The 26,822-nt window shown below is 63.5% G+C and carries 21 protein-coding genes; 13 read left to right on the forward strand and 8 right to left on the reverse strand.

Features of this window, described 5'->3' with window-relative positions; all coding sequences use genetic code 11:
• Positions 1-73: 73 nt before the first annotated feature.
• The 9 genes from epd to B4L76_RS15985 all read left to right on the forward strand — a co-directional run bounded on the left by epd (position 74) and on the right by B4L76_RS15985 (position 8,259).
• Entirely contained in the window at positions 74-1,135 is a 1,062-nt protein-coding gene (epd, locus tag B4L76_RS15945) for an erythrose-4-phosphate dehydrogenase (protein ID WP_296233787.1), read from the forward strand.
• A 12-nt stretch (positions 1,136-1,147) separates the two neighbouring features.
• Positions 1,148-2,311, forward strand: a complete 1,164-nt coding sequence (locus B4L76_RS15950; RefSeq protein ID WP_296233788.1) for a phosphoglycerate kinase — start codon at positions 1,148-1,150, stop codon at positions 2,309-2,311.
• Positions 2,311-2,562 carry a hypothetical protein gene (locus B4L76_RS15955; protein WP_296233789.1) on the forward strand — a complete coding sequence of 84 codons (252 nt, stop codon included), beginning with the start codon at positions 2,311-2,313 and terminating at the stop codon, positions 2,560-2,562. The genes B4L76_RS15950 and B4L76_RS15955 overlap by 1 nt, the downstream gene beginning before the upstream one ends.
• 78 nt (positions 2,563-2,640) lie before the next feature.
• Complete coding sequence (locus tag B4L76_RS15960; RefSeq protein WP_296233790.1) at positions 2,641-2,970, forward strand: MliC family protein; 330 nt, start codon at positions 2,641-2,643, stop codon at positions 2,968-2,970.
• A gap of 100 nt (positions 2,971-3,070) precedes the next feature.
• Positions 3,071-4,135 carry a class II fructose-bisphosphate aldolase gene (gene fba / locus B4L76_RS15965; protein WP_170033124.1) on the forward strand — a complete coding sequence of 355 codons (1,065 nt, stop codon included), beginning with the start codon at positions 3,071-3,073 and terminating at the stop codon, positions 4,133-4,135.
• 245 nt (positions 4,136-4,380) lie between these two features.
• Positions 4,381-6,507 carry a putative bifunctional diguanylate cyclase/phosphodiesterase gene (locus B4L76_RS15970; RefSeq protein WP_296233791.1) on the forward strand — a complete coding sequence of 709 codons (2,127 nt, stop codon included), beginning with the start codon at positions 4,381-4,383 and terminating at the stop codon, positions 6,505-6,507.
• A gap of 39 nt (positions 6,508-6,546) precedes the next feature.
• Positions 6,547-7,047, forward strand: coding sequence for a M48 family metallopeptidase (locus B4L76_RS15975; RefSeq protein ID WP_225779493.1), 501 nt, complete (start codon positions 6,547-6,549; stop codon positions 7,045-7,047).
• A 12-nt stretch (positions 7,048-7,059) separates the two neighbouring features.
• A complete protein-coding gene (locus B4L76_RS15980; RefSeq protein ID WP_003249396.1) occupies positions 7,060-7,356 on the forward strand; it encodes a winged helix-turn-helix domain-containing protein in 297 nt (98 codons plus the stop codon).
• Positions 7,357-7,521: 165 nt separating this feature from the next.
• Positions 7,522-8,259, forward strand: coding sequence for a substrate-binding periplasmic protein (locus B4L76_RS15985; protein ID WP_296233794.1), 738 nt, complete (start codon positions 7,522-7,524; stop codon positions 8,257-8,259).
• A 19-nt stretch (positions 8,260-8,278) separates the two neighbouring features.
• On the opposite strand, the gene yccS is transcribed toward B4L76_RS15985, so the two are convergent.
• The 7 genes from yccS to B4L76_RS16020 all read right to left on the reverse strand — a co-directional run bounded on the left by yccS (position 8,279) and on the right by B4L76_RS16020 (position 19,403).
• Positions 8,279-10,462, reverse strand: coding sequence for a YccS family putative transporter (gene yccS / locus B4L76_RS15990; RefSeq protein ID WP_296233959.1), 2,184 nt, complete (start codon positions 10,460-10,462; stop codon positions 8,279-8,281).
• Between the two features lie 83 nt (positions 10,463-10,545).
• Positions 10,546-11,727: an NAD(P)/FAD-dependent oxidoreductase gene (locus B4L76_RS15995; protein WP_296233796.1), complete on the reverse strand. Its 1,182-nt coding sequence runs from the start codon at positions 11,725-11,727 to the stop codon at positions 10,546-10,548.
• Positions 11,728-11,820: 93 nt separating this feature from the next.
• Positions 11,821-13,158, reverse strand: a complete 1,338-nt coding sequence (gene dbpA / locus B4L76_RS16000) for an ATP-dependent RNA helicase DbpA (RefSeq protein WP_296233962.1) — start codon at positions 13,156-13,158, stop codon at positions 11,821-11,823.
• 112 nt (positions 13,159-13,270) lie between these two features.
• Positions 13,271-14,698: a multidrug transporter subunit MdtD gene (mdtD, locus tag B4L76_RS16005; protein ID WP_296233798.1), complete on the reverse strand. Its 1,428-nt coding sequence runs from the start codon at positions 14,696-14,698 to the stop codon at positions 13,271-13,273.
• Positions 14,699-14,807: 109 nt separating this feature from the next.
• Complete coding sequence (locus B4L76_RS16010; RefSeq protein WP_296233800.1) at positions 14,808-16,127, reverse strand: TldD/PmbA family protein; 1,320 nt, start codon at positions 16,125-16,127, stop codon at positions 14,808-14,810.
• Entirely contained in the window at positions 16,127-17,569 is a 1,443-nt protein-coding gene (locus B4L76_RS16015; protein WP_296233801.1) for a TldD/PmbA family protein, read from the reverse strand. The genes B4L76_RS16010 and B4L76_RS16015 overlap by 1 nt, the downstream gene beginning before the upstream one ends.
• Before the next feature lie 31 nt (positions 17,570-17,600).
• Positions 17,601-19,403, reverse strand: a complete 1,803-nt coding sequence (locus tag B4L76_RS16020; RefSeq protein WP_296233802.1) for an acyl-CoA dehydrogenase — start codon at positions 19,401-19,403, stop codon at positions 17,601-17,603.
• Positions 19,404-19,707: 304 nt separating this feature from the next.
• Between B4L76_RS16020 and B4L76_RS16025 the strand changes: the two genes are divergently transcribed.
• Positions 19,708-20,271 (forward strand): hypothetical protein, encoded by a 564-nt coding sequence (locus B4L76_RS16025; protein ID WP_296233804.1) that lies wholly within the window; start codon positions 19,708-19,710, stop codon positions 20,269-20,271.
• Between the two features lie 191 nt (positions 20,272-20,462).
• Positions 20,463-20,861: a hypothetical protein gene (locus B4L76_RS16030; RefSeq protein ID WP_296233806.1), complete on the forward strand. Its 399-nt coding sequence runs from the start codon at positions 20,463-20,465 to the stop codon at positions 20,859-20,861.
• A gap of 96 nt (positions 20,862-20,957) precedes the next feature.
• On the opposite strand, the gene putA is transcribed toward B4L76_RS16030, so the two are convergent.
• The gene (gene putA, locus B4L76_RS16035) at positions 20,958-24,911 is read right to left on the reverse strand and encodes a trifunctional transcriptional regulator/proline dehydrogenase/L-glutamate gamma-semialdehyde dehydrogenase (RefSeq protein ID WP_296233808.1); all 3,954 of its coding nucleotides are present in this window, start codon (positions 24,909-24,911) and stop codon (positions 20,958-20,960) included.
• A 68-nt stretch (positions 24,912-24,979) separates the two neighbouring features.
• Here putA and B4L76_RS16040 point away from each other — a divergent pair, with 68 nt between their 5' ends.
• Both B4L76_RS16040 and putP read left to right on the forward strand, forming a co-directional pair.
• Entirely contained in the window at positions 24,980-25,162 is a 183-nt protein-coding gene (locus tag B4L76_RS16040) for a hypothetical protein (protein WP_296233810.1), read from the forward strand.
• 105 nt (positions 25,163-25,267) lie between these two features.
• The gene (gene putP / locus B4L76_RS16045) at positions 25,268-26,746 is read left to right on the forward strand and encodes a sodium/proline symporter PutP (RefSeq protein WP_296233812.1); all 1,479 of its coding nucleotides are present in this window, start codon (positions 25,268-25,270) and stop codon (positions 26,744-26,746) included.
• Positions 26,747-26,822 lie beyond the last annotated feature (76 nt).

Consider the following 26,822-nt stretch of genomic DNA (forward strand, 5'->3'; position numbering starts at 1 on the left):
TGTAGGAGCGGCCTTGTGCCGCGAATGGGCTGCGCAGCGGCCCCGTTCAACTGCCGGAGTTCAAGAGCTACCTATGTCCCACCCGCGTCCCTACAAAGTTGCACTCAACGGTTATGGCCGTATCGGCCGCTGTGTCTTGCGCGCGCTGTTCGAGCGGGGGGCAAAGGCCGGTTTCGAGATCGTCGCGCTGAACGACCTGGCCGACCAGGCCAGCCTGGAATACCTGACACGCTTCGACTCCACCCACGGGCGCTTTCCCGGTGAGGTGAAGGTCGACGGCGACTGTCTGCATATAAATGGCGACTGCGTGAAGGTGATGCGCAGTGCCACCCCTGAAGGCATCGACTGGGCCGCCCTGGACATCGACCTGGTCCTGGAATGCTCCGGCGCCTACCACACCCGCGCCGATGGCCAGCGTTTCCTCGACGCCGGTGCACCGCGGGTGCTGTTCTCGCAGCCGATGGCCAGCGAGGCCGATGTCGACGCCACGGTGGTCTTTGGCATCAACCAGGCCTGCCTGACCGGCCGTGAGCGCCTCGTGTCCAACGCCTCGTGCACCACCAACTGCGGCGTGCCGCTGCTGCGCGTGCTGGACCAGGCGTTCGGTATCGAGTACGTGCAGATCACCACCATCCACTCGGCGATGAACGACCAGCCGGTAATCGATGCCTACCACCACGAAGACCTGCGCCGCACGCGTTCGGCCTTCCAGTCGGTGATCCCGGTGTCCACTGGTCTGGCGCGTGGCATCGAGCGTCTGCTTCCGGAACTTGCCGGGCGAATCCAGGCCAAAGCGGTACGCGTACCGACCGTCAACGTTTCGTGCCTGGACATCACCCTGCAGACTGCCCGCGATACCAGTGCGGTCGAAGTCAACCGGGTGTTGCGCGAGGCGGCGCTGGAAGGCCCGCTGAAAGGCTTGCTGGCCTACACCGAGTTGCCGCATGCCAGCTGTGATTTCAACCACGACCCGCATTCGGCGATCGTCGATGCCAGCCAGACCCGTGTTGCCGGCCCACGCCTGGTTAACCTGCTGGCCTGGTTCGATAACGAATGGGGCTTTGCCAACCGTATGCTCGACGTTGCCGAACATTATCTGCACGTCGTCCACCCCACCCGCAACAAACAGCCCTGAAGGACTGCATTCATGACCGTGTTGAAGATGACCGACCTCGACCTGCAAGGTAAACGCGTACTGATTCGCGAAGACCTCAACGTGCCTGTGAAGGACGGTGTGGTAGCCAGCGACGCGCGCATCCTGGCAGCGCTGCCGACCATCAAGCTGGCCCTGGAGAAGGGCGCGGCGGTAATGGTCTGCTCGCACCTTGGCCGCCCGACCGAAGGCGAATTTTCGGCCGAGAACAGCCTCAAGCCAGTCGCCGACTACCTGAGCAAGGCCCTGGGCCGTGAGGTGCCGCTGGTGGCCGATTACCTCGACGGTGTCGAAGTCCCGGCCGGTTCCCTGGTGCTGTTCGAAAACGTGCGCTTCAACAAGGGCGAGAAGAAAAACGCCGACGAGCTGGCGCAGCAATACGCTGCCCTGTGCGACGTGTTCGTCATGGACGCATTCGGTACCGCCCACCGCGCCGAGGGTTCGACCCACGGTGTCGCCAAGTTCGCCAAGGTCGCCGCTGCCGGCCCGCTGCTGGCGGCCGAACTGGATGCCCTGGGCAAGGCCCTGAAAGCCCCGGCCAAGCCGATGGCTGCCATCGTTGCCGGCTCCAAGGTGTCCACCAAACTGGATGTGCTGAACAGTCTGAGCGCAGTCTGCGACCAACTGATCGTCGGCGGCGGCATCGCCAACACCTTCCTCGCTGCCGCCGGCCACCCGGTGGGCAAGTCGCTGTACGAGCCGGACCTGGTCGACACGGCCAAGGCTATCGCCGCCAAGGTCAGCGTGCCGCTGCCAGTCGATGTGGTGGTTGCCAAGGAGTTTGCCGAAAGCGCCGAAGCCACGGTCAAGGCCATTGCCGATGTTGCCGCTGACGACATGATCCTGGACATCGGCCCGCAAACCGCAGCCCACTTCGCCGAGCTGCTGAAGTCGTCGAAAACCATCCTGTGGAACGGTCCGGTCGGTGTGTTCGAGTTCGACCAGTTCGGCAACGGCACCGAGGTGCTGGCCAAGGCCATCGCCGACAGCGCGGCGTTTTCCATCGCCGGCGGCGGTGACACCCTGGCGGCGATCGACAAGTATGGCGTTGGCGCCGATATCTCCTACATTTCTACCGGTGGTGGTGCCTTCCTCGAGTTTGTCGAGGGCAAGGTCCTGCCGGCCGTGGCCATTCTGGAAGAACGGGCCAAGGCCTGATGATGCCGGCGCTTGGCAAAGGGAGTGGCCTGATGGTCAAGCAATTGCCTGTGATGATGCTGGTTGGCCTGCTGAGCGCATGCGCTGGCAGCCCGGCCTCGGATGTCGACCCGGCGCAGCCGCCCAAGGGCGGCTGTTACCAGTCCGAATGGCAAGCCGAGACCGTGCCGGTCATCAGCAAGCGCGTGGGCCCGGAAGGCCTGGAGAAATACGACGAAGACCACCAGCGCAAGGCGCCGGGTTGCCCTTGATCGGGTGACAGGCAACCTGAAGACTGATTTGTGGTCTTGAAAAGGGGCCGCGGTGCGGCCCTGTATCGAGGAAGCTGAATGAAAGCGCTTTTGGCCGTGATGGCCCTGGCGACACTGGCAGGATGCTCGCTGCTGCAGCCGGCGCAACCCGCCCCGGCAGAGGACTGGACCCGTTGGGTCTGCGATAGCCAGGCTGAAGTGCTGTGGCGTTTCGCGGATGCGCAACGTGACCAGGTCGACGTGCGCCTGGGGGGCGGTGACCAGGTCTACCGACTCAAGGCCGAGCCCGGTGCATCGGGTGCGCTGTACAGCGATGGCATGCTGGCCTTCCATACCAAGGGCGAAGAGGGCCTGGTGTACTGGGTGGCAACCAACGATCTGATTGGGCGGGGCTGCAAGGCACCGTGACTGGCCGGGCCGCGAGGGTGGCCCACACTACTTGAACAGCAACCGCCCCTGCGGCAGGCTTGCACGAAACAAACGACGCTTGTCGGGAGAGAGATACACCATGGCACTCATTAGCATGCGCCAGATGCTGGACCACGCCGCCGAGTTCGGTTACGGCGTACCAGCTTTCAACGTCAACAACCTCGAGCAGATGCGCGCCATCATGGAAGCGGCCGACAAGACCGACTCCCCGGTGATCGTCCAGGCTTCGGCCGGTGCCCGCAAATACGCCGGCGCGCCGTTCCTGCGTCACCTGATCCTGGCGGCCATCGAAGAATTCCCGCACATCCCGGTGTGCATGCACCAGGACCACGGCACCAGCCCTGACGTCTGCCAGCGTTCGATCCAGCTGGGCTTCAGCTCGGTGATGATGGACGGTTCGCTGGGCGAAGATGGCAAGACCCCGACCGACTACGAGTACAACGTGCGCGTTACCCAGCAGACCGTTGCCATGGCTCACGCCTGCGGTGTTTCGGTAGAAGGCGAGCTGGGCTGCCTGGGTTCGCTGGAAACCGGCATGGCCGGTGAAGAAGACGGCATTGGCGCCGAAGGCGTGCTGGACCACAGCCAGATGCTGACCGACCCGGAAGAGGCTGCGGACTTCGTCAAGAAGACCCAGGTCGACGCCCTGGCGATCGCCATCGGTACCAGCCACGGTGCCTACAAGTTCACCAAGCCTCCAACCGGTGACGTGCTGGCTATCGACCGCATCAAGGAAATTCACAAACGCATCCCCAACACCCACCTGGTGATGCACGGTTCGTCCTCGGTACCGCAAGAGTGGCTGGCGATCATCAACCAGTACGGCGGCGACATCAAGGAAACCTACGGTGTACCGGTCGAGGAAATTGTCGAAGGCATCAAGTACGGTGTGCGCAAGGTGAACATCGACACCGACCTGCGTCTGGCGTCCACCGGCGCCATCCGCCGCCACATGGCCATGCACCCGAGCGAGTTCGACCCACGCAAGTTCTTCGCCGAAACCGTGAAGGCCATGCGTGATGTGTGCATCGCCCGCTACGAAGCCTTCGGCACCGCTGGCAATGCCTCGAAGATCAAGCCGATCTCCCTGGAAGGCATGTTCCAGCGCTATGCCAAGGGCGAGCTGGCCGCCAAGGTCAACTGATCGACTGGCAACACGGAAGACCCGCAGAAATGCGGGTTTTTCATTTTCGCGGTGCAGGAAACCTGCTGCTAATGCAGGCCTGGTCATCGGCAGCACGGAAAGCCCGGCGAACCGACCGTTAGTCGGCTTCGGTACAGTTGAGTCGCTGATAGCGTTCTGATTGCATTGCGTGTTATTCGCTCAGAGCTAGAGTACTAGTGGATCCAAGTGTATTTTTGAAGTCGGTCACATAATAGAGAAGCAGCATGGATGGCGCTCACGCTCTACCACAGCCACTGGATGGCAGTTCGGTTCTCCTGGTGGTAGACGATTACCCCGAGAACCTCATCAGCATGCGGGCATTGCTGGCCCGTCAGGATTGGCAGGTACTAACGGCAAGTTCGGGTATCGAAGCCTTGAACACATTGCTTGAACATGAAGTCGATCTGGTCTTGCTGGATGTACAGATGCCGGAGATGGATGGCTTCGAAGTCGCCCGGCTGATGCGCGGCAGCCAGCGTACCCGGCTGACGCCGATCATCTTCCTCACCGCCAACGAACAGTCCGAAGCCGCCGTGCTCAAAGGCTATGCCAGCGGCGCCGTGGACTACATGTTCAAGCCGTTCGACCCACAGATCCTCAAGCCCAAGGTCCAGGCCCTGCTCGAGCAGCAGCGAAACCGGCGCATGCTGCAACGCCTGACCCGTGAGCTGGAGGCGGCCACGGCGTTCAATGCGTCGATCCTGGAAAACGCCGCCGAGGGTATTCTGGTGGTGGATGCGCAGGGCATCATCCGCTTTGCCAACCCGGCCATATCCAACCTGTTGTCCACGCCGGTAGCACAGCTGCAGGGCGCCCGCCTGCTCGATCTGGTGCAGCTGGCCAATGCCGGCCTGTGGGAGGACTCGGCCTTCTACCAGGCGTACCTGGGCAGACAGATCTTCCGTGTGCATGATGCCCAACTGCGCACCTCTGGTGGTGAGCTGTTGCCCGTGGCATTGTCCTGCGCGCCGCTGCCGGTCGACCAGCAGGCCATGGTGGTGACGGTGCTGGACATGTCGGTGGTGCGCAACCTGCACCAGCAGCTGGAGTACCAGGCCGTGACCGACCCGCTAACCGGCCTGCTCAACCGCCGCGGTTTCTACCAGGCCGCCGAAGGCGTGCTGTTGCGCAACGAGCGCTCGGACAAGGCGCAGGCGCTGATGTACATGGACCTGGACGGCTTCAAGCGCATCAACGACTCGCTTGGCCACGACGCCGGTGATCGGGTGTTGCGCTGGGTGGCCGAGCAGCTCAAGGACTGCCTGGGCAGCGAGGCGCTGTTGGCGCGCATGGGCGGTGATGAATTCACCGCGCTGTTCGACGGCCTGCCGTATCCGGAGCAGGCCGGGCGTTATGCCGAGCGGCTGTTGGAGCGTGTTTCCATCAGCCACGAGGTGGACGGCTTCGACGTGTGCCTTGGGGTCAGCATCGGCATCGCCACCTACCCGGACTGCGGCGCCAACGTCGAAGGCCTGTTGCGTGCCGCCGATGCGGCGATGTACGCGGCCAAGCAGGCGGGGCGCCAGCAGTACCGCTTCTATGACCAGGAGCTCAATGGCCGGGCACGTTCGCGGCTTATGCTCGAAGACAGCGTACGCGCGGCCATCGAGCAGCAGGACTTTACGTTGGTGTACCAGCCGCAGGTCGCCTTCAATGGCGGCCAGCTGCGAGGTTTCGAGGCGTTGCTGCGCTGGCAGCACCCCAGTGTTGGCGATGTGCCGCCCGGGTTGTTCATCCCGCTGCTGGAAGAGGCGCGCCTGATCAACCGCCTGGCCAGCTGGATCTACCGCCAGGGTGCGGCCCAGCGTCAGGCCTGGTGCCAGCGCTTTGCCCCGGACCTGGTGCTGGGTATCAGCCTGAGCCGTGCACAATTCGTCATGCCTGGCCTGGTCGAAGAGTTGCAGCGGGTGATCCAGCTGTACCAGCTGGACCCGGCACAGCTTGAAGTAGAGGTGGCGGAAACCTCGCTGATGTACAACATCGATGCGGCGGTGAAACAGATCCACCGTTTGTGCGACCTGGGTGTGCGGGTGGCGCTGGACGATTTCGGTGCCGGCGACTGTTCGTTGCGCATGTTGCGTGACCTGCCGATCGATACCCTCAAGCTCGACCGCCACCTGGTGGCGCGCCTGCCCGGCTCGGCGGTGGACGCCGCGCTGGTGCGCAGCGTCATCAGCCTGTGCGGCGACTATCGCATCACGGTGATCGCCGAGGGCGTGGAAACCCCGGTTCAGGCGGCCTGGCTGAAGGCCAACGGTTGTGAGTACGTGCAAGGCTTCCTGGTGGCGTATCCGATGACCGCAGCGGATGCCAGCAGTTTCCCGGCGATTTTCTCCTGGCCAGTGCCCTGATTGGCTAGAATCGGCATTCGTCATACCGAAACCCGCGCCATGACTGTATTACGTTACTTGCAAGCCTACCCCCCGCACCTGCAGCAGCAGGTGCGGCAGATGATCGACAGCGGCCGCTTGGGCGAGTATCTGCAGCGCCGTTACCCTGGCCGCCACGACGTGCAAAGCGACAAGGCGCTGTACGGCTATGCCCAGGATCTGCGCCAGCAGTACCTGCGCAGCGCGCCGCCCCTGGACAAGGTATTGTTCGACAGTCGCCTCGACCTGACCCACCGTGCCCTGGGCCTGAACACGGCGGTATCAAGGGTGCAGGGCGGCAAGCTCAAGGCGAAGAAGGAAATCCGCATTGCCTCGCTGTTCAAGGAAGCAGCGCCGCAATTCTTGCGCATGATCGTGGTGCACGAACTGGCGCACCTGCGCGAGCGTGATCACAACAAGGCGTTCTACCAGCTCTGCCAGCACATGGAGCCGGACTACCACCAACTGGAATTCGACCTGCGCGTCTACCTGACCTATCGGGAGCTGCCGGGCAACTGTTAAGGACCACGCAGCATGGAAGTGAGCAAGACCAAGAGCAGCTTCTACCGGCGCCTGTACGTCGCCTGGCTGATCGACAGCCAGACCGCGACCAGCGTGCCCGCCCTGATGGAGGCTACCGGCATGCCGCGGCGCACCGCCCAGGACACCATCGCCGCGTTGGCCGACCTGGATATCGTCTGCGAATTCGAGCAGCAGGAAGGCGCGCGCAATCACGCCGGGCATTACCGCATCCATGACTGGGGGGCAATCGACAAGCAGTGGATCATCCGGCACTTGCGGCAGATCCGTGAAGTGCTGGGTTATCCCTGAACAGATCGCGGCTTTATGCGGCCAGACAGAGGCTTCGGCCAAAATAGAGGCTAAATGACACTATTGGCCGCTGTCCTGGGCAGAGGCTTTGTGTAATCTCATCGGTAGTTGCGAAGAAGACCGCCCTGACAATGTGTGCTCCCCCATTGCGAAAAGGACTTGAGCATGCGGCCACTGCTTTGTGTGCTGGGATTACTGGCAATGATGCTGGCGACGCCTGCTCTGGGTGCTGACCGGCTGCGCCTGGTGGCGGACAACTGGCCGCCGTTCACCGACACCAATATGCCCGGCGGCGGCCTGGCGACCAGCATCGTCACTACCGCGCTGACTCGGGCCGGCTACACCAGCGGGTTCGAGGAGGTGCCATGGGCGCGGGCGTTGCTCGGGGTCAGCGAAGGGCGCTACGACGTGCTGATCAACGCCTGGCACAACGACTCGCGCGAGCGTATCGGGCAGTTTTCCTCTGCCTACCTGACTAACCGCGTCCGGCTGCTGCAGCGCAAAGGCGAGGCGTTTCGCTACAGGCGTCAATCCGACTTGTATTCCTACAGCATCGCCGTGGTGCGTGGTTACGCCTATTCCCCGGCGTTCGATGGTGACAGCCGCCTGCACAAAGTGCCGGTGCGCAACTTTTCATCAGCGGTACGCATGTTAGCCGCTGGGCGGGTGAACCTGGCGGTGGAAGACGAATACGTGGCCCGCTACAACCTGCAGCGCGAGCCGCAGGAAGTGCGTGATGGGGTGATGCTGGTGGAGCCCCCGTTGGGCGAGAACACCCTGCATATCCTGGTCAGCCTGAAGCATCCCGAGCATGCGCAGATCGTCGAACGGTTCGAGCGGGCGATTGCGGCGATGAAGGCCGATGGCAGCTATGCACGGCTGCTGCGTCAGCATGGCTTCTGATAGCCCAGACACCCAGGAATCAGCTTGGCGCACCTTCCTTGATCAGGTGCGCGGCCAGGGTCCGCAAGGGGGCCAACTGTCGGCAGATCAACGCCAGCTGCGTTTGTACCAGACGCTGGTGCTCATCCAGGTCGTCCGGCATCTGCTCCAGGGCATTGGCCAGCGCTTCTTCGGCATCACTGTGAATCGCCACCGGCGCGCGCGCGGCCAGGCCGTTGGCGATCTCGTCCAGGCTGCTGGCCAGGCTCTGCCCGGCACCTTCGATCAACTGTTCCTGCACTTGCGCAGGCAAGGCGGTATCGCGGTGCGCGCCCAGCCCGGAGAGGTAGCTGAGCAAGGTGTGTGACAGCACCAGGAAGCGGAAGCCGACGTCGGCCTCCTTGCGGAAATGCCCGGGCTCCATGAGCATGTTGGCCAAGGTGGTGGACAGTGCCGCGTCGGCGTTATGGGCATTACGCCGGGCCAGGCGGTAGGCCAGGTCGTCGCGCTTGCCGTGGGCATATTGTTGCATGATCTGCCGCAGGTACTGGCTGGCGCAGGTCAGGGTATTGGCCAGCACCTTGTTCAGGCGCCGCCCTTGCCAGTCGGGCAGGAACAGGAACACCGCGAGGATGGCGATCAGGCTGCCCACCAGGGTATCGAACAGGCGTGGCAGGAACAGGCCGTAGCCATCGCCGATCTGGTTGAAACAGAACAGCACCATCAGGGTGATGGCTGCCGTGGCCAGGGTATAGCGGGTGGTGCGATTGACGAAGAACACCACCCCTGCGACCACGGCGAACAACGACTGCACAACCGGGTTGGGGAACAGGTCGAATAACGCCCAGCCTACGGTAAGGCCGAACGCGGTGCCGACTATCCGCTGCCCCAGCTTGCGCCGGGTTGCACCGTAGTTGGGCTGGCATACGAACAGGGTGGTGAGGATGATCCAGTAACCTTGGGTCGGGTGGATCAGGTGCACCATGCCATAGCCGATCGACAATGCCAGCGGCAGGCGCAAGGCATGGCGGAACAGCAGTGAGGTTGGTGTCAGTTGGGTGCGCAAGCGGGTCCACACGTCCTTCAGCGAACGGGGTGAGCGATCGAGCAGGCTGCTGTCGCTGGCATCGGCCAGGCTGTCCGGGTTGCTGGCCGCACTCAGCAGGCGGTCCAGCGTCGCCAGGTTGGCAGCCAGTGCCCTCAGCGAGCGCAACAGGCCGCGCCACGCCGGGTTGCTCTGGATGCGCAGGTGTTCAAGCGAGGCGTTGAGGTCCTCGAGGGCTTCGGGGTAACCGCTGGCCAGCACGAACGGTTGGCGCAGGCGGATCGAACGGGCCAGTTCCTGGCAGGATGAGCCCTGTTTGCGCAACAGACGCTGGCAGCGGAACATCACGTCGCTGTGGAAGAATGTCTCGGTCAGTGCGTTGTAGGGGTAGTGCGAGGCACTGACCCGCTCATGGATGTCCTGTGCCAGGAAATACAGCTTGAGGTACCGGCTGACCTTGGAGTTGGGCTGGCTGTTGCCGACCCGGTGCAGAATGATCTCCTTGGCTGCGTTGAGGGCCGCCACCACCTTGCCGTTCTGTCGGGCCAGCTCCAGACGTCGGGCTTCGACGTCGAGGGTGCGGATGGGCTCGAACAGGCTGGCCTTGAGCTTGAGGTAGCTGCCCAGCTCGAAGAACAGCCTGGCCAGGCTCTGCTGCACCGGCTGGTTTGAAAACAACGCTTGCCACAGCACTGACAGCAGCCCGTACCAGGCCGCACCGGCCACCAGCAGCAGCGGTTCGTGCCAGAAGTCGGTGACTTGGCCGCCGCGCTGGTCTACGCCGATCATCGTGTATACCGAAGTGATCAAGGTTGCCGAAGCAATGGCGCCATAGCGCTCGCCCAGCGCCCCGAGCATGGTCAGGCTGAAGGCGGCGAGGGCCAGGGCAATGACGAAGATCCAGGGGTAGGGGAACAGCAATTCGACCGCCAGCGCGGCGATCGCGAAACACACCAGGGTAACGGCCAGGGCGCTGAGGCGGCCCTGCCAGCTGTCATCGGTTTCCGCCAGGGCGCTGGCGATGATGCCGAGAAACAGCGGAATCAGCAGGGCCATCTCGTTCTGGTACCAGCACAGGGCCAGGCTGCCGGTCAGGGCGATGGTCACCCGGATGCTGTAGCTGAACTTGTCTTGGCCCCACAGGCGACGCAGTGACTGACGGAACGAGCTCGATGACATGATGGCCTGCTGGGCAGTGATCGATTGAATGCATGGCGGCACGGTCAGCAAGAAGCGTTCCGTGCTGCTGAATGGATTCTACTCTACACGAACTGCGCAGCGGCGTTGGCGGAGGCCCAGGCCCACTGGAAATTGAAACCGCCCAGGTGGCCGGTCACATCCAGCACCTCACCGATGAAATACAAGCCGGGGCTCTTCAGCGACTCCATGGTCTTGGACGACACTTCGCGGGTATCCACCCCACCCAGGGTCACTTCGGCGGTGCGGTAGCCCTCGGTGCCGGCCGGCACTACCTGCCAGTTCGCCAGCTTGTCGGCGATCTGCGCCAGTTCTGCCGGGGTGTACTGCTTCATGGGCCTGGACTCGAACCACTGCTCGGCCAGCAGGTTGGCCAGTTTGCGGGTGAATACCTCGCCGAGCACGGTCTTCAGTTCGGCGTTGGCGCGTTCGGCCTGCATCTGTTGCAGCCAGGCCAGCGCATCGCGGTCGGGCAGCAGGTTGATCTCGACCGTGTCACCGGCTTCCCAGAATGACGAGATCTGCAGGATCGCCGGGCCGCTGAGGCCGCGGTGGGTGAACAGCAGGTTCTCACGGAAGCTGGTGCCGTTGCAGCTGGCGGTGCAATCCAGCGAGGTGCCGGACAGCTCGCTGCACAGTGCCTTGAGTTGGGGCTCGGTAATGGTGAATGGCACCAGGCCGGCGCGGGTCGGCAGCAGGGTGTGGCCGAACTGGCGCGCCACCTGGTAGCCGAAGCCGGTGGCCCCGAGGGTCGGGATCGACAGGCCGCCGGTGGCGATCACCAGCGACTGGCAGGCGAACTGGCCGCCGCTGGTCTGCAGCAGGTAGCCGCCTTCGGTCTTCTCGATCTGTTCGATGCTGGTGTGCATGCGGATCTCGGCACCGGCCTCGTCGCATTCGGCCAGCAGCATGTCGAGGATGTCGCTGGCCTTGTTGTCGCAGAACAGCTGGCCGAGCTTCTTCTCGTGGTAGGGCACGGCGTGCTTGCACACCAGCTCGATGAAGTCCCACTGGGTATAGCGGGCCAGGGCCGATTTGCAGAAGTGGGCGTTGTGCGAGAGGAAGTTGCCGGGTTCGGTGTACAGGTTGGTGAAGTTGCAGCGCCCGCCACCGGACATGAGGATCTTCTTGCCCGGTTTGTTGGCGTGGTCGAGCACCAGCACCCGGCGGCCGCGGCGGGCGCTGAGCTGGGCGCACATCAGGCCGGCGGCGCCGGCGCCGAGGATGATCACGTCGGTGGAGTGCACGGTGTTACCTCTTCAGGATTGCTGGGGCTGCGCGGCCCCTGCGGGAGCGGCCTTGTGTCGTGAACGGGCCGCAACGCGGCCCAAAAATCAGCATCAGACGATGCGCACTTTCAGGGAGCGCCCCTTGATCTTGCCGTTGTTCAAGCGCTGCATGGCCTGCCTGGCCAGTGGCCGCTCCACGGCAACAAAGGCCTGGAAGTCAAAGATCGCAATCTTGCCCACCTGCTTGCCCGGGATCCCGGCATCCCCGGTCAACGCGCCAAGGATGTCGCCCGGGCGCAGCTTGTCCTTGCGCCCGGCAGCGATGCACAGAGTGCTCATCTGCGGCAGCAGCGGCTCGCCGCCCTTGCTCTTCAGGCTGTCCAGCTGGTCCCAGCGCAGCGGGCTCTTCTGCAGGTCTTCGATGGCCTGGGCGCGGTGCCCCTCGGCAGGTGCCACCAGGCTGACTGCAATGCCTTTTTCGCCCGCGCGGCCGGTACGGCCCACCCGATGCACATGGATCTCAGCGTCACGCGCCAGCTCGACGTTGATGACCATGTCCAGGCCGTCGATGTCCAGGCCGCGGGCAGCCACGTCGGTGGCTACCAGCACCGAACTGCTGCGGTTGGCGAACATGGTCAGCACCTGGTCGCGGTCGCGCTGCTCCAGGTCGCCATGCAGGGCCTGGGCAACGATACCCTTGGCGGTCAGGTGGGCGACCAGGTCCTCGCACTGCTGCTTGGTGAAGCAGAACGCCACGCAGGACTGCGGGCGATAGTGGCCGAGCACGCGGGTAACGGCCTCCAGGCGCTGCTGCGGGTCGATCTCGATGAAGCGCTGCTCGATCTGGTTGTCGCTGTGCAGGCTCTCGACCTTGACCTGTTGCGGGTTGCGCATGAAGTCGGCGGCCAACTGCTTGATACCGGCCGGGTAGGTGGCCGAGAACAGCAGGGTCTGGCGGCGCGACGGGGTCTTGCCGATGATGCTGGCGATGGCGTCGAAGAAGCCCATGTCGAGCATGCGGTCGGCTTCATCCAGCACCAGAGTGTTCAGGCCGTCGAGGACCAGGGTGCCTTTGTCCAGGTGCTGCTGGATGCGGCCCGGGGTGCCGACGATGATGTGCGCGCCATGCTCCAGCGAAGCGATCTGCGGGCCCAGCGAAACGCCGCCGCAGAGGGTGAGGATCTTGATATTGTCCTCGGCGCGGGCCAGGCGGCGCAGTTCCTTGGCCACCTGGTCGGCAAGCTCGCGGGTGGGGCACAGCACCAGCGCCTGGCAGCCGAAATAGCGCGGGTTGATCGGGTTGAGCAGGCCGATGCCGAAGGCGGCGGTCTTGCCGCTGCCGGTCTTGGCCTGGGCAATCAGGTCCTGGCCCCTGAGGATGACTGGCAGGCTCTGGGCCTGGATCGGCGTCATCGAGGCATATCCGAGGGCGTCCAGGTTGGCCAGCATGGCAGCGGACAGCGGCAGGGAGGCAAAGGCGGTGGAATCGGTGGTCACGAGGCAGGCCTGCGGTGCGAAGCGAAAAATGCCGCATAGTCTACCAGCCTCGTGGCCATTCGCCCTACGACTCCATGTGTTGTTCCGGACGACGGGCACGCCTTCCGTCCGTCGGCGCCAGCTGCAGGAAGATCGCCGCCGCGAGCATGGCCATCACGCCGATGGTCACGAAGGTCAGCTGGAATGCGCCCAAGGTGGTTTCCACACCTTCGGCGCTGCCGGCAGCGGTGAAACCACCCAGCAGCGCACCGGCGCAGGCCACGCCCAGGCTCAAGGACAGCTGCGCCACCACCGACAGCAGGCTGTTGCCGCTGCTGGCGCTGGCGTCGTCAAGGTCGATCAGGGTGACGGTGTTCATTGCCGTGAACTGCATGGAGTTGACTGCTCCGAGCAGGCCAAGCTGAAGCAGCAGCACGGCATAGGGCGTCTGCTCGTCGACCAGGCCGAGGCTGGCCAGCAGCACGCCCAGCAGCAATGTGTTTGCGGTGAGGATGATGCGGTAGCCAAAGCGTTCGATCAGCGGCCGGGCGATGGACTTGGCGAGCATGGCCGCCGCGGCCAGCGGAATCATGCTCATGCCGGCCTGGGCCGGTGAGTAGCCCAGCGCCACCTGCAGCAGCAACGGCACCAGGAACGGCAGGGCGCCACTGCCCAGGCGGGCGAACAGGTTGCCGAGGATACCGATGGCAAAGGTGCGCACGCGGAACAGGCTGGGCGAGAACAGTGGCTCCGGGTCGCGCCCGGCGCGCAGCCAGTAGGCCGCCAGGCAGGCCATGCCGGCGAACAGCAGCAACATCACCCGCAGGTGTGGCAGGTGCAGCTCACCCAGGCCCTCCATGGCGATGGTGATCAGCACCATCGCCGCGCCAAACAGCAGGAACCCTGGGCCGTCGAAGGTGGTGCGTTCGGCGCCGCGCAGGTCGGGGATGAACTTCCATACGGCATAGCAGCCGACCAGGCCGACGGGCAGGTTGAGCAGGAAGATCCAGTGCCAGCTTAGAATTTCCACCAGCCAGCCGCCAACCGTCGGGCCCAACAGCGGGCCGAGCAGGCCGGGAATGGTGATGAAGCTCATGATGCGCACCAGCTCGGTGCGTGGGTAGGCGCGCAGTACCACCAGTCGCCCGACTGGCAGCATCAGCGCACCGCCCAGGCCTTGCACGACCCGGGCGAAGATCAGGAAGCCGAGGCTGTTGGCCGCGGCGCACAGCAGCGAGCCGAAGCTGAACAGCAGGATGGCGCTGAAGAAGATGCGCTTGGTGCCGAAGCGGTCGGCGATCCAGCCCGAGGCGGGGATCAACAAGGCCACCGTGAGCATGTAGGCGATGATCACGCCTTGCATGCGCAGCGGGTTTTCGGCCAGCGAGCGGGCCATGGCCGGCAATGCGGTGTTGAGGATGGTGCCATCCAGGGACTGCATGAAGAAGGCGATGGCCACCACCCAAGGGATCCAGCGGGCGGTGACGGGGTCCAGCGGGGTGCGTTCGGGCATGACTTCCTCGTTTGTCAGTGCCGGCCTTTTCGCGGCGCAAACCTCTACCACAGGGGGTGTGCGTTCCCTGTTGGAGGGGCTTTAGCCGCGAAAGGCCCGGCAAGTCCAATCACAATGTCAGGGTCAGGCGTTTGACCAGCGCCCCCGGCAAATGACTCGACCCGGTACTGCGCTGCCCATAGGTACTGGTCGATAGAATCATCTCGCGCTCACGGGTCAGGTCTTCCAGCTGGTTACCCAGCAAGTTGTACAGGCTGTCATCGAAGCGCATGGTGCGCACCGGCTCCTGGATCTGCCCATTCTCCACCCAGAAGGTGGCGAAGCGGGTCAGCCCGGTCATTCGCGCTGCTGGCAGGTCGGAGTAGTTCAGGTACCACAGGTTGCTGATGTACAGCCCGGTGCCGAGCCGCTCAAGCACCGCTTCGCTGGGCAAACTACCTGGTGCAAGGCTGAGCGCACATGGCGATTCGTAGCTATCGGCACCATTGGCCAGCAACCCGAATTCGGCGGCGCTGCGTGCGCTGACCAGCCGTTGCAGCGCCTTGCCTTGCTGGATCAGCGGCACATCCAGGCGCGGTGAGCCTTCATCGGAAAACGCCGGGCTCAGCGAGCCGCTGACCTGCTCGGTGAAATTCACCAGCGGGCTCAGCCGCGCATCGCCGTGGTAGAGGCGCTGCAAGGCGCTGTTGCCGGTGGCCAGGGCCTGCGCGGAAAACCCGCCCCAGCACAGCATGCCGGCAATCTCGTCCATCGCCGCCGGGGCCAGGTAGGCGCGATAGCTGCCAGGCTTCAGGGAAACTGCCGGGCGGCCGAGGAAACCTAGTTGTTCTCGTGCCTGGCGCAGGCGCGTGGTGAACTCGTCAGCGCGCCACGCCTGCCCCGCGTAGTTGGCCTTCACCGCCTCGCCATTTGCGTGAAACAGGCTCCAGTCGAAGTTGAAGCTGTTGGCCTGATGCCAGCCGAAGGCTCCGAACGAGCTGGCGAAGCCCCGGCACACGGGGCCGGCGGCGTAGATGCCGACCAAGTCCAGGTCGCCGGCTTCGTGCTCGAGCAGGGCCAGTACTTCATTCAGTTCGGGCAGCGGCTGTTGCTGCTGGCTGTGGCTACGCCAGGCGCTTTCGTCCAGACGCAGGTACGGATCGACGGCCAACAGCGGCAAGGTCTGGCGCAGTTGCTCAAGGGCAGTGTTCAGGCGCTGGCCATCGAGTTGCGCGTCACCACTCAAGGTCACCTGTTGCTCTGCCTGACGGCCATCGCAGACAAGCCGCAGTTGCGCACTGGCCTGGCTCACTTCGCCGGCCTGGCGCACCTTGGCATGGTTGAAACGCACGAACTGCGACCGTTCGGCGCTGTAGCCAAGGGTGAAGTGTTCGCCCGCTTGCAAGGCGGCATGCAGGTTTCCGACCAGGGTTTCGAATGCGTGTTGCATCAGGCGTCTCCTCCGAATACGTCGATCTGGCGGAACACGCAGGCCGGTGAAGCGTGACCAACCCGTACCACCTGGTTGGGTTCGCCCTTGCCGCAGTTGGGCGTACCCAGCACCTGGAAGGTGGTACGGTCACCGACTGCCGCCAGGTTGCGCCAGAAATGCGCGGAGATGCCGCGGTAGTTGGGGTTCTTGACGATGCCCTTGAGTTCGCCGTCTGCGATCAGCTGGCCCCATTCGCAGCCGAACTGGAACTTGTTGCGCGCGTCGTCGATGGACCAGGAACGGTTGGTGCGCATCAGGATGCCGTGCTCGATGCCCTCGATCAGCTCGTTCAGCGATTTGTCGCCCGGCTCGATGTTGAGGTTGGCCATGCGGTCGATCGGCGCACGGTTCCAGCCGCAGGCACGGCTGTTGGCCACGCCGTCCAGGCCGGAGCGGAACTGCGACAGCGCACCACCCAGCGGGCGCAGCAACAAGCCGTCGCGGATCAGGAACTGTTTGCTGGCCAGGGTCCCGTCATCATCGAAGCTGTAGCTGGCCAGCTCTTCGTCGATGGTCGGGTCGAAGGTCACGTTCAGCAGGCTGGAGCCGTACTGCAGGTGGCCGAAATCGCTGGCTTTGACGAAGCTGGTGCCGGCGTAGTTACGTTCGTCACCCAGGATGCGATCCATCTCCAGCGGGTGGCCGATCGATTCGTGAATCTGCAGCATCATCTGGTCCGGCATCAACAGCAGGTCGCGCGGGCCGCTGGGAGTGTTCGGCGCCAGCAGCAGTTGCAGCGCCTCGTCCGCCACCCGGCGGGCGGCGCCGACCAGGCCGCAGCGCTCGATGATCTCGAAACCGCCCTGCTGGCCGAAGTTGTCACGGCCCAGGCTGCGGCTCTGGCTGTCCTGGCCGTCGCTGGCGGTCACCCCTAGGCCGGGGAACAGGAAGCGCTGGGCATGGCGCAGTTGTGCGCCGGCCGAATTCAGATAGGTCTGTTCGACCAGGCTCATGCCCAGGCTGGCTTGCCAATCTACCAGGCGGCTGTCCTTGGGCACGCTGGCCGATTCTGCCGCGAGCAGGCCAAGGCAATCGGCGAGGGAGGGCACAGGCTGGTCAAAGTTGGGCGAAATGTGGTCATGCCGGGCACTGGTCACTGCCTGCCCGCGCAGGTCCAACAAGCTGTGGCGGGCGATTTGCCGGGCCAGTGCCTCGGCTTGCTCCAGCGTACGTTGCAACCCGGCCTGGGACAGGTCTGCGGTGGCGGCATAGGCCTCTACGCCATTGACCCGCACGGTGAGCATGGCGCCTTCGTCCTGGCTGAACAGCGGCGGCTCTGCGACGTTGCGGCGTACCGACAGCGCCTGGTGCGACTGTTTCACATGGCGCAGGGAAAACAACTCGGCCGAACTGCGCAGCGCGGCGAAGCGCTGGCGCAGCAGGGCGCTGGAATCGAACATGCGAAAGCCTCCGTATACACGGTGGCTCCCCCTAGAACCACTCGTCTTGCATGGCGAGGCAGGTGTCGTCGCGCGCCTCGAGCAATGCCAGCTCATTATGGCAGCCTGGCACTTCCCAGGTCAGGAAATAACGAGCAGCCTGTAGCTTGCCGAGGTAGAAGTCGCGGTCGACCGGGCTGCCCTCGAGCAGGCCAAGCTCGGCGTGAATGGCCTGTTCCAGCCAGCGCCAGCCGATCACGCAGTGGCCGAAGGCCTTGAGGTAAAGGGCAGAGTTGGCCAGGGCGCCGGCGAGTTTGCCCTGGGCCAGGTCACCGAGCAGGGCCAAGGTTACGGCTTGCAGGCGGGTGACCAGTTGTTCCAGTGGTTGGCGCAGTAGGTCGAGGCTCGGGTGATGACTGGCGCGCTCGCCGGTTGCGGCGATCAGGCGGAGCAGTTGCTTGAGCCCGGCGCCGTTGTGCTGTGCCAGCTTGCGGCCCAGCAGGTCAAGCGACTGGATGCCCTCGGTGCCTTCGTGGATCGGGTTCAGGCGGTTGTCGCGATAGTATTGCTCGACAGGATATTCACGGGTATAGCCGTGGCCACCAAGAATCTGGATCGCCAGTTCGTTGGCCTTGAGGCAGAACGTCGAAGGCCAGGACTTGACGATCGGGGTCAGCAGGTCGAGCAGGTCTTGCGCCTGTTTACGGGCGCCTTCATCGGCGGCGGTGTGGGTGTCATCGAACAGGCGCGCTGCGTACAGGCCCAGGTCGAACGCGCCTTCCACATAGGCCTTCTGTGCCAGCAGCATGCGTTTCACATCCGTGTGCTCGACAATCGGCACCGCCGGGCTGTGCGGGTCCTTGTTATCCGGTAGCCGGCCCTGAGGCCGCTGGCGGGCATAGTCCAGGGCGTACAGGTAGCCGGCATAGCCAAGCATCACTGCGCCCATGCCCACCCCGATACGGGCTTCGTTCATCATCTGGAACATGCAGGCCAGGCCCTGGTGCGGCTGGCCGACCAGGTAGCCGACGCACTGGCCGTTGTCGCCGAAGTTCAGCGCGGTGGACGTGGTGCCACGCCAGCCCATCTTGTGGAACAGCCCGGCCAGCAGCACATCGTTGCGCATGCCGCGGCTGCCGTCCGGGTTGACCAGGTACTTCGGCACGATGAACAGCGAGATGCCTTTCACCCCGGGCGGGGCATCCGGCAGCTTGGCCAGCACCATGTGCACGATGTTTTCCGACAGTTCGTGGTCGCCGCCGGAAATGAAGATCTTGTTGCCCTTGAGCCGGTAGCTGCCGTCACCGGCAGGCTCGGCACGGGTGCGGATATCGGCAAGCGAAGAGCCGGCATGGGGTTCGGTCAGGGCCATGGTGCCGAAGTAACGGCCGTCGATCATCGGCTGCAGGAACAGGCGCTTCTGTTCTTCGCTGCCGAAGCTTTCGATCAGGTTGGCTGCGCCCATGGTCAGGAACGGGTAGGCCGTGGTGCCGGCGTTGGCGGCCTGGAAGTGGGCGAAGCAGGCCTGTGAGACCAGGCTGGGCAACTGCATGCCGCCGACTTCGAAGTCGCGGTTGGCGTTGAGGAAGCCGGCTTCGAGGAAGGCGTCGATGGCGGGTTTCACTTCCGGGATCAGTTCGGCGTGGCCGTCCACATAGCGCGGCTCGTTTTCATCGGCTTTGCGGTTGTGCGGGGCGAAGAACTTTTCCGCGATGGTGCGGGCGGTGGTGAGCGCGGCGTCGAAGGTTTCGCGGCTGTGCTCGGCAAAGCGTGGGCGCTGGGTCAGGGCTTCGGCGTCGAGTACTTCGTAGAGCTCGAAGGCCAGGTTGCGGGGGCTGAGCAGGGTCTCGGGCATGGTCGCGGTCCTGTTGCGAGATGCTGCGAGTCTAGGCCGATAGGGTGGGGTGGGGGAGGTTAATAGGTTTGGGTGATATGGGTTCAGAAAGCTGGGATCCCTGCGCGGGCCCTTTGGCGTGAGCCCACGGCTAGTGTGTTGATGCCGGGACCTGCGCATTACCAGTAGGGGTCACGAGAAAGGCCGAACAGACGCCGAAAAAACCGAGACGTTTCCCACAAGTCGGAGTGGATTTGGACTACCGCGGACCAAGTGGCATTTGGCCTTGAATGTGCTCTTTGGTTTTCACAAGGCGGCGTTTCAGATGAGTGATGTCCACAGTAATGACTTGACAGATGGCCAACGCGATCAGGTGCCCTTCTTCGTAGTTTCGCCTACGAAGTTTGGGGTAATGACCTTTTTCACCATGGGCTTCTACTGGCTGTATTGTTTCTATCAAAATTGGAAGCTATATGGAGCCAGAACAGGTGAGAAGGTCAGCCCGTTCTGGCGAAGCGCTTTTGCTGTGTTCTTCATCTACCCATTATTGAGAAGGGTGAATGACCATATTCGCGACTCAGGTAGAAGCTATCCATGGTCCATCCTGGGGCTCACGCTGGGCTATTACGTTATGTGCGTTGTTTGGGTGGTTGCCAGCATTGTTCTGGAGAACCAACCGTGGGAAGCCTATTTTGCCGGGCTGGTGTCTCATGCTGCCTGGCTGATCGTTCTGGTACCCATGCAAAAAGGCACCAACTTTAGCGCAGGTGACAAATACGGCTTGGCCAACAGCCGTTTCACGCTGGCCAATTGGCTTTGGATGTTATTGTGTATCTCGCTTACAACAGCACAGCTGTTTGCTTTGATCGCACTTTCATCAATGGTCTGAGCGGATTCGCTGCTCCGTGCAGAAGCGGCCCTGGGCTTCACTTCACAGATGAAATTGCTGAGGCCGTGTTGCGGCCGTTTCGCCACGCGAGACCGCTCCTACAGAAAGCGGTACATCTGCGAAAACTGGAGGTGACGTTGGAGAGCTCGAGCTTGAGCATACGTAGAACCGCTTTCCTGTTCTGGGGAGGCATGGATGCGTTCTACCTCGTTCTTTACGTCCTTCGCAGCATGGCGCGAGGCGCAATACCTTTCTGGACGGATTTCAACGATGGATTGCACAACATGCAGAACTGGGGAGGAGGGCTGGAGTTCATAGTCTGGCTGGGCCTGGCTCTGCAGCTCTCCTTGATCGCGACTTGCGTTTTGTTTCTTCTGCGTTGTCGGGTGGCCATCTACCTGGCGATGGTGCAGATCCCCTTTCGTATCTTTTTTTTCGTTCCTTCGATATCCACAATCCTGGTTTGGCCGATGCTGGTTTCCAATATGGGCTATTCGGTGTGGCTTGGGCTGATGCTACTTTCGGAGGGAGGCAAAAGCTGGTGTCTCTGGTGGCTCTGGCGATGTGATGGACAAAGCGCTCATGGATGATACTGAGTTGGGCAGGAAGAAGGCCTGATTTTCAACTCAGCGCCCATAAAAAAAGGAGAGCCGAAGCTCTCCTTTCTCTTCAACAACCCTCAGCTATCAGCCAATGGTCATCAGGCTGGCGTTACCACCCGCCGCCGCAGTGTTAACACTCACCGCCCGCTCGATCACCAGGCGCTCCAGCGCAATCTGATGATCGCCGCTGGACAGCCCGTGCACACCGACGATCGCCCCGGCACGCTTGGCCACCTGCTGGCACACGCCGCGCAGCTGGTCCGAGTCGCCATGGTGGATCACGGCGTCGAATGCCACTTCGTCCTTGCTCCAGTCCGCCACCAGCTTGACCTTGGCCTGCAGCTCTTTCGGCAGGCGAGCGCGCAGGGCCTTGCCAGGTTCACCGTCTACCCACACCGCCGAGCTGCCCACAGCCAGCACTGCGGCGAACTGCGCCAGCAGGTCGGCTTCGTTGTCGGCCAGGCACAGCACGTGCTCGCGCGGCAGGATGGTGTAGCTGTTGCGCTCGCCGGTCGGGCCTGGCAGCAGGCGGGCAATGCCGCTCTGCGACTGGCTGGCAAACTGGCTGCACAGCGCGGCCAGGTCGGCATGCTGGTTGCTCTCGGCCCAGGCTTTCAGGCCGTGCAACGGCTTGATCAGCTGCTCGTGCAGGGTGCGGTCCGGCTTGCCTTCGCCATCCTGCTGCTGGAAATGGCGGCCAATCGCGTCGGCCGGGCGGGTCGACAGCAGGCGGTACAGGTACAGCGGGCCGCCGGCTTTCGGGCCGGTACCGGACAGGCCCTCACCACCGAACGGCTGCACACCGACCACGGCACCGACGATGTTGCGATTGACGTACATATTGCCGGCATTGGCGGTTTCCACCACCTTGGCGATGGTCTCGTCGATGCGAGTGTGCACGCCGAGGGTCAGGCCGTAACCGGAGTTGTTGATCTGCTCGATCAGTTGGTCGAGGTTGCGGCGGTTGTAGCGCACCACGTGCAGCACCGGGCCGAAGATTTCGCGCTTCAGTTCGTCGAAGCTTTCCAGTTCGATCAGGGTCGGCATGACGAAGGTACCGCGCTTGATCTCGGCGGCATCGGCAATCGCCACCTGGTAGACCGGGCGGCCTTTCTCGCGCATGCCCTGGATGTGCTTCTCGATGCCAGCCTTGGCTTCAGCGTCGATCACCGGGCCGATGTCGACGGCCAGGCGGTCCGGGCTACCCAGGCGGCTTTCGGCCATGGCTCCCTTGAGCATTTCGATCACACGGTCGGCGGAGTCTTCCTGCAGGCACAGCACGCGCAGTGCCGAGCAACGCTGGCCGGCGCTGTCGAACGCCGAGGACACCACGTCGATCACTACCTGTTCGGTCAGCGCCGAGGAGTCGACGATCATCGCGTTCTGGCCACCGGTTTCAGCGATCAGCGGGATCGGGCGGCCCTGGTTGTCCAGGCGGCCGGCGACGTTGCGCTGCAGCAGGCGGGCGACTTCGGTGGAGCCGGTGAACATCACGCCCTTGACGCGCTCATCACCGACCAGGCCGGCACCGACGGTTTCGCCACGGCCTGGCAGCAGTTGCAGCACGCCTTCCGGAATGCCGGCTTCCAGCAACAGGCGCACGGCCTGGGCGGCGATCAGCGGGGTCTGCTCGGCCGGCTTGGCCAGCACCGGGTTGCCGGCGGCCAGGGCCGCGGCCACCTGGCCGGTGAAGATCGCCAGCGGGAAGTTCCACGGGCTGATGCACACCACCGGGCCCAGTGGGCGATGGGCGTCGTTGCTGAAGTCGTTGCGTGCCTGCACCGCGTAGTAGCGCAGGAAGTCTACCGCTTCACGCACTTCGGCGATGGCGTTGGCGAAGGTCTTGCCGGCTTCGCGGATGAGCAGGCCCATCAGCGGCTGGATCTCGGCCTCCATCAGGTCGGCGGTGCGTTCCAGGATGGCAGCACGTTCGGCCGGCGGGGTGGCCTGCCAGATCGGTGCGGCATTCAGGGCGCACTGGATGGCGTTGTCGACGTCGGCGACAGTGGCTTCCTGCACATGGCCGACCACGTCGCGGTGGTCCGCCGGGTTCAGTACGGCTACGGCAGCGCTCTCGCTGGCGGCGCAAGCCAGCAGCGGGGCGGCTTTCCAGTCGTTGTGGGCGGTGGCCAGCATGGCGCAAGACAGCGACGCCAGGCGGTGTTCGTTGGCCATGTCGATGCCGGCCGAGTTGGCCCGCTCGCTGCCATACAGTTCACGCGGCAGCGGGATGCGCGGGTGCGGCAGGCCGATGCTGCCTTCCTGGGTGCCCATGCGCTCGATGCTGGCGACGGGGTCGGCGACCAGTTCCTGGATGGAGATCGAATGGTCGGCGATGCGGTTGACGAACGAGGTGTTGGCGCCGTTCTCCAGCAGGCGGCGGACCAGGTAGGCCAGCAGCGTTTCGTGGGTGCCGACCGGTGCATAGACGCGGCACGGGCGGTTCAGCTTGCCTTCGGAAATCTTGCCGACCACTTGCTCGTACAGCGGCTCGCCCATGCCGTGCAGGCACTGGAACTCGTACTGGCCCGGGTAGTAGTTCTGCCCGGCGATGTGATAGATGGCCGACAGGGTATGGGCGTTATGGGTGGCGAACTGCGGATAGATGGCCTCGGGTACGGCCAGCAGCTTGCGGGCGCAGGCGACGTAGGACACGTCGGTGTACACCTTGCGGGTGTAGACCGGGTAGCCTTCCAGGCCCTCGACCTGGGCACGCTTGATCTCGCTGTCCCAGTAGGCACCTTTTACCAGGCGGATCATCAGGCGGTGGCGGCTGCGCTTGGCCAGGTCGATGACATAGTCGATCACATAAGGGCAGCGCTTCTGGTAGGCCTGGATGACGAAGCCGATACCGTTCCAGCCGGCCAGCGAAGGCTCGAAGCACAGGCGCTCGAGCAGGTCGAGCGACAGCTCCAGGCGGTCGGCTTCCTCGGCGTCGATGTTCAGGCCGATGTCGTACTGCTTGGCCAGCAGGGTCAGCGACAGCAGGCGCGGGTACAGCTCCTCCATCACGCGCTCGTACTGGGCGCGGCTGTAGCGCGGGTGCAGGGCCGACAGCTTGATCGAGATGCCCGGCCCTTCATAGATGCCACGGCCATGGGAGGCCTTGCCAATCGAGTGGATGGCCTGTTCATAGGACGCCAGGTACTTCTGCGCGTCGTGCTCGGTCAGTGCGGCTTCGCCGAGCATGTCGTAGGAGTAGCGGAAGCCTTTGGACTCGAAGCGGCTGGCATTGGCCAAGGCTTCGGCGATGGTTTCGCCGGTGACGAACTGCTCGCCCATCAGGCGCATGGCCATGTCGACGCCCTTGCGGATCATCGGCTCGCCGCTCTTGCCGATAATGCGGGTGAGCGAGGCAGTAAGGCCGGATTCGTTGTGGGTGGACACCAGCTTGCCGGTCAGCAGCAAGCCCCAGGTAGCCGCGTTGACGAACAGCGACGGGCTGTTGCCCAGGTGGGGCTGCCAGTTACCGGTACTGATCTTGTCGCGGATCAGTGCGTCACGGGTTCCCTTGTCGGGGATGCGCAGCAGCGCTTCGGCCAGGCACATCAGTGCCACGCCTTCCTGGGACGACAGCGAGAACTCCTGCAGCAGGCCCTGGACGATACCGGCACGGCCACCGGCGCTCTTCTGGTTACGCAGTTTTTCGGCGAGGCCGGCAGCCATCTTGTTGGTCGCCTCGGCCAGCGGCGCGCTCAGGCGAGCCTGCTCCAGCAGCATCGGCACCACTTCCTGTTCGGGGCGGCGGTAGGCGGCGGTAATCGCCGAGCGCAGCACCGACTGCGGCAAGATGCTCTCGGCGAACTCGAGGAAGCACTGGTGACTGTGGTCGGGCTGGATTTCGCCGGCGTCGTCGGCCAGGTTGCTGGCGTGACCGTTGAGTTCGGTCAGGGTGGCACCACCCTCGAGCTTCTCCAGATAGTTGAAGATCGCTTGCTTGATCAACCAGTGCGGCGTGCGGTCAATGGACTGCGCAGCTGCCTTGAGTCGCTCACGGGTCGGGTCATCGAGTTTGACCCCAAGGGTGGTCGTCGCCATTTCTTATCCTCGTTATTGCCACGGTTGTGGCCTAAGCTGGCGCCAAGAGTAGCTGTAGGACAATTCGGGTGCAACCAGGTGCAACCCTAAATTTCGATGAAAAAGGTGCAACTCGTCAGCTGGTCGATCACGGACATGTAAAAGGCGTGTTTTCGGTGCGTTTTATTCTGAAAACCAGCCTGTTTGCTCCAAAAAGGAGCAAAAAATCAGCTTTATCGGAAAATGCTCCGGCAGGTGCAACTTCTCGGTGAAAAATGGTTGCACCCGCTTCGCGTTGTTGCATAGCATTCGCCGCCTGGGTGCAACCGCCATGCTGCGGTTGTGCATGAGATAAAAACAAACGCCAGGGCACACATATGGGCAACCCACTAACGATCACGTTCGTGATCTACATCGCGGCAATGGTGCTGATCGGCTTCGCGGCCTATCGCTCCACCAAGAACCTTTCCGACTACATCCTTGGCGGTCGCAGCCTGGGCAGCGTGGTTACCGCGCTCTCCGCCGGTGCTTCCGACATGAGTGGCTGGCTGCTGATGGGCCTGCCGGGCGCCATCTACTTCGCTGGTTTGTCCGAGGCCTGGATCGCCATCGGCCTGACCGTCGGCGCCTACCTGAACTGGCTGTTCGTCGCTGGCCGCCTGCGCGTGCAGACCGAGCACAACGGCGATGCACTGACCCTGCCGGACTACTTCTCCAGCCGTTTCGAAGACCACAGCGGCCTGCTGCGAATCATTTCGGCGATCGTGATCCTGGTGTTCTTCACCATCTATTGCGCTTCTGGCATCGTTGCCGGTGCCCGTCTGTTCGAAAGCACCTTTGGCATGTCCTATGAAACCGCCCTGTGGGCCGGTGCGGCGGCGACCATTGCCTACACCTTCATTGGTGGCTTCCTGGCGGTGAGCTGGACCGACACCGTGCAGGCATCGCTGATGATCTTCGCGCTGATCCTCACCCCGGTGATCGTGCTGATCTCCACCGGCGGCTTCGATCAGACCTTCGCCGCTATCGAGGTGGTGAACCCGGCTCACTTCGACATGTTCAAGGGCGCGACCTTCATCGGCATCATTTCGCTGATGGGTTGGGGCCTGGGCTACTTCGGCCAGCCGCACATCCTGGCGCGTTTCATGGCAGCCGACTCGGTTAAATCGATCGCCAACGCCCGCCGCATCTCCATGACCTGGATGATCCTGTGCCTGGCTGGCACCTGCGCCGTGGGCTTCTTCGGCATTGCCTACTTCTCGGCGCACCCCGAGCTGGCAGGCCCGGTCACCGAAAACCACGAGCGTGTGTTCATCGAGCTGGCCAAGATTCTGTTCAACCCGTGGATCGCCGGTGTGCTGCTGTCGGCCATCCTGGCGGCGGTGATGAGTACCCTGAGCTGCCAGCTGCTGGTTTGCTCCAGCGCCCTGACCGAAGACTTCTACAAGGCTTTCCTGCGCAAGAACGCTTCGCAAGTCGAGCTGGTGTGGGTCGGTCGCCTGATGGTCCTGGCCGTAGCGCTGATCGCCATCGCCATGGCCGCCAATCCGGAAAACCGTGTACTGGGCCTGGTGGCATACGCCTGGGCTGGTTTCGGTGCCGCATTCGGCCCGGTAGTGCTGATTTCGGTACTATGGAAAGGCATGACCCGTAACGGCGCACTGGCCGGTATCGTGGTCGGTGCGCTGACCGTGATCCTGTGGAAGAACTTCGACACCCTCGGGCTGTACGAAATCATCCCGGGCTTCCTGTTCGCCAGCATTGCCATCGTTGTGGTGAGCAAGCTGGGCAGCCCTTCGAAAGCGATGGTACAGCGCTTCGAAACGGCTGATGCGGCGTATCACGCTGACAAGTAACACCGGTTGAAACGGCGGCGCCTGCCTGGCGGGCGTCGCTGATCGACAGCCAGGCCTGACTCCGCCTGCAAGGCAA

This window comes from Pseudomonas sp. UBA4617, assembly GCF_002386445.1.
Lineage (GTDB): Bacteria > Pseudomonadota > Gammaproteobacteria > Pseudomonadales > Pseudomonadaceae > Aquipseudomonas.

Excerpts from the sequence above, each read along its gene's own strand:
- B4L76_RS15980 (WP_003249396.1), top strand. The coding sequence starts at position 7,060 with ATGGAAGTGAGCAAGACCAAGAGCAGCTTCTACCGGCGCCTGTACGTC.
- mdtD (WP_296233798.1), bottom strand. The coding sequence starts at position 14,698 with ATGCCCGAACGCACCCCGCTGGACCCCGTCACCGCCCGCTGGATCCCT.
- epd (WP_296233787.1), top strand. The coding sequence starts at position 74 with ATGTCCCACCCGCGTCCCTACAAAGTTGCACTCAACGGTTATGGCCGT.
- fba (WP_170033124.1), top strand. The coding sequence starts at position 3,071 with ATGGCACTCATTAGCATGCGCCAGATGCTGGACCACGCCGCCGAGTTC.
- dbpA (WP_296233962.1), bottom strand. The coding sequence starts at position 13,158 with ATGCTGGCCAACCTGGACGCCCTCGGATATGCCTCGATGACGCCGATC.
- B4L76_RS16015 (WP_296233801.1), bottom strand. The coding sequence starts at position 17,569 with ATGTTCGATTCCAGCGCCCTGCTGCGCCAGCGCTTCGCCGCGCTGCGC.
- B4L76_RS16010 (WP_296233800.1), bottom strand. The coding sequence starts at position 16,127 with ATGCAACACGCATTCGAAACCCTGGTCGGAAACCTGCATGCCGCCTTG.
- putA (WP_296233808.1), bottom strand. The coding sequence starts at position 24,911 with ATGGCGACGACCACCCTTGGGGTCAAACTCGATGACCCGACCCGTGAG.
- B4L76_RS15955 (WP_296233789.1), top strand. The coding sequence starts at position 2,311 with ATGATGCCGGCGCTTGGCAAAGGGAGTGGCCTGATGGTCAAGCAATTG.
- yccS (WP_296233959.1), bottom strand. The coding sequence starts at position 10,462 with ATGTCATCGAGCTCGTTCCGTCAGTCACTGCGTCGCCTGTGGGGCCAA.
- B4L76_RS16030 (WP_296233806.1), top strand. The coding sequence starts at position 20,463 with ATGGATGCGTTCTACCTCGTTCTTTACGTCCTTCGCAGCATGGCGCGA.
- B4L76_RS15970 (WP_296233791.1), top strand. The coding sequence starts at position 4,381 with ATGGATGGCGCTCACGCTCTACCACAGCCACTGGATGGCAGTTCGGTT.
- B4L76_RS16020 (WP_296233802.1), bottom strand. The coding sequence starts at position 19,403 with ATGCCCGAGACCCTGCTCAGCCCCCGCAACCTGGCCTTCGAGCTCTAC.
- B4L76_RS16025 (WP_296233804.1), top strand. The coding sequence starts at position 19,708 with ATGAGTGATGTCCACAGTAATGACTTGACAGATGGCCAACGCGATCAG.
- B4L76_RS15950 (WP_296233788.1), top strand. The coding sequence starts at position 1,148 with ATGACCGTGTTGAAGATGACCGACCTCGACCTGCAAGGTAAACGCGTA.
- B4L76_RS15975 (WP_225779493.1), top strand. The coding sequence starts at position 6,547 with ATGACTGTATTACGTTACTTGCAAGCCTACCCCCCGCACCTGCAGCAG.
- putP (WP_296233812.1), top strand. The coding sequence starts at position 25,268 with ATGGGCAACCCACTAACGATCACGTTCGTGATCTACATCGCGGCAATG.
- B4L76_RS15985 (WP_296233794.1), top strand. The coding sequence starts at position 7,522 with ATGCGGCCACTGCTTTGTGTGCTGGGATTACTGGCAATGATGCTGGCG.
- B4L76_RS15960 (WP_296233790.1), top strand. The coding sequence starts at position 2,641 with ATGAAAGCGCTTTTGGCCGTGATGGCCCTGGCGACACTGGCAGGATGC.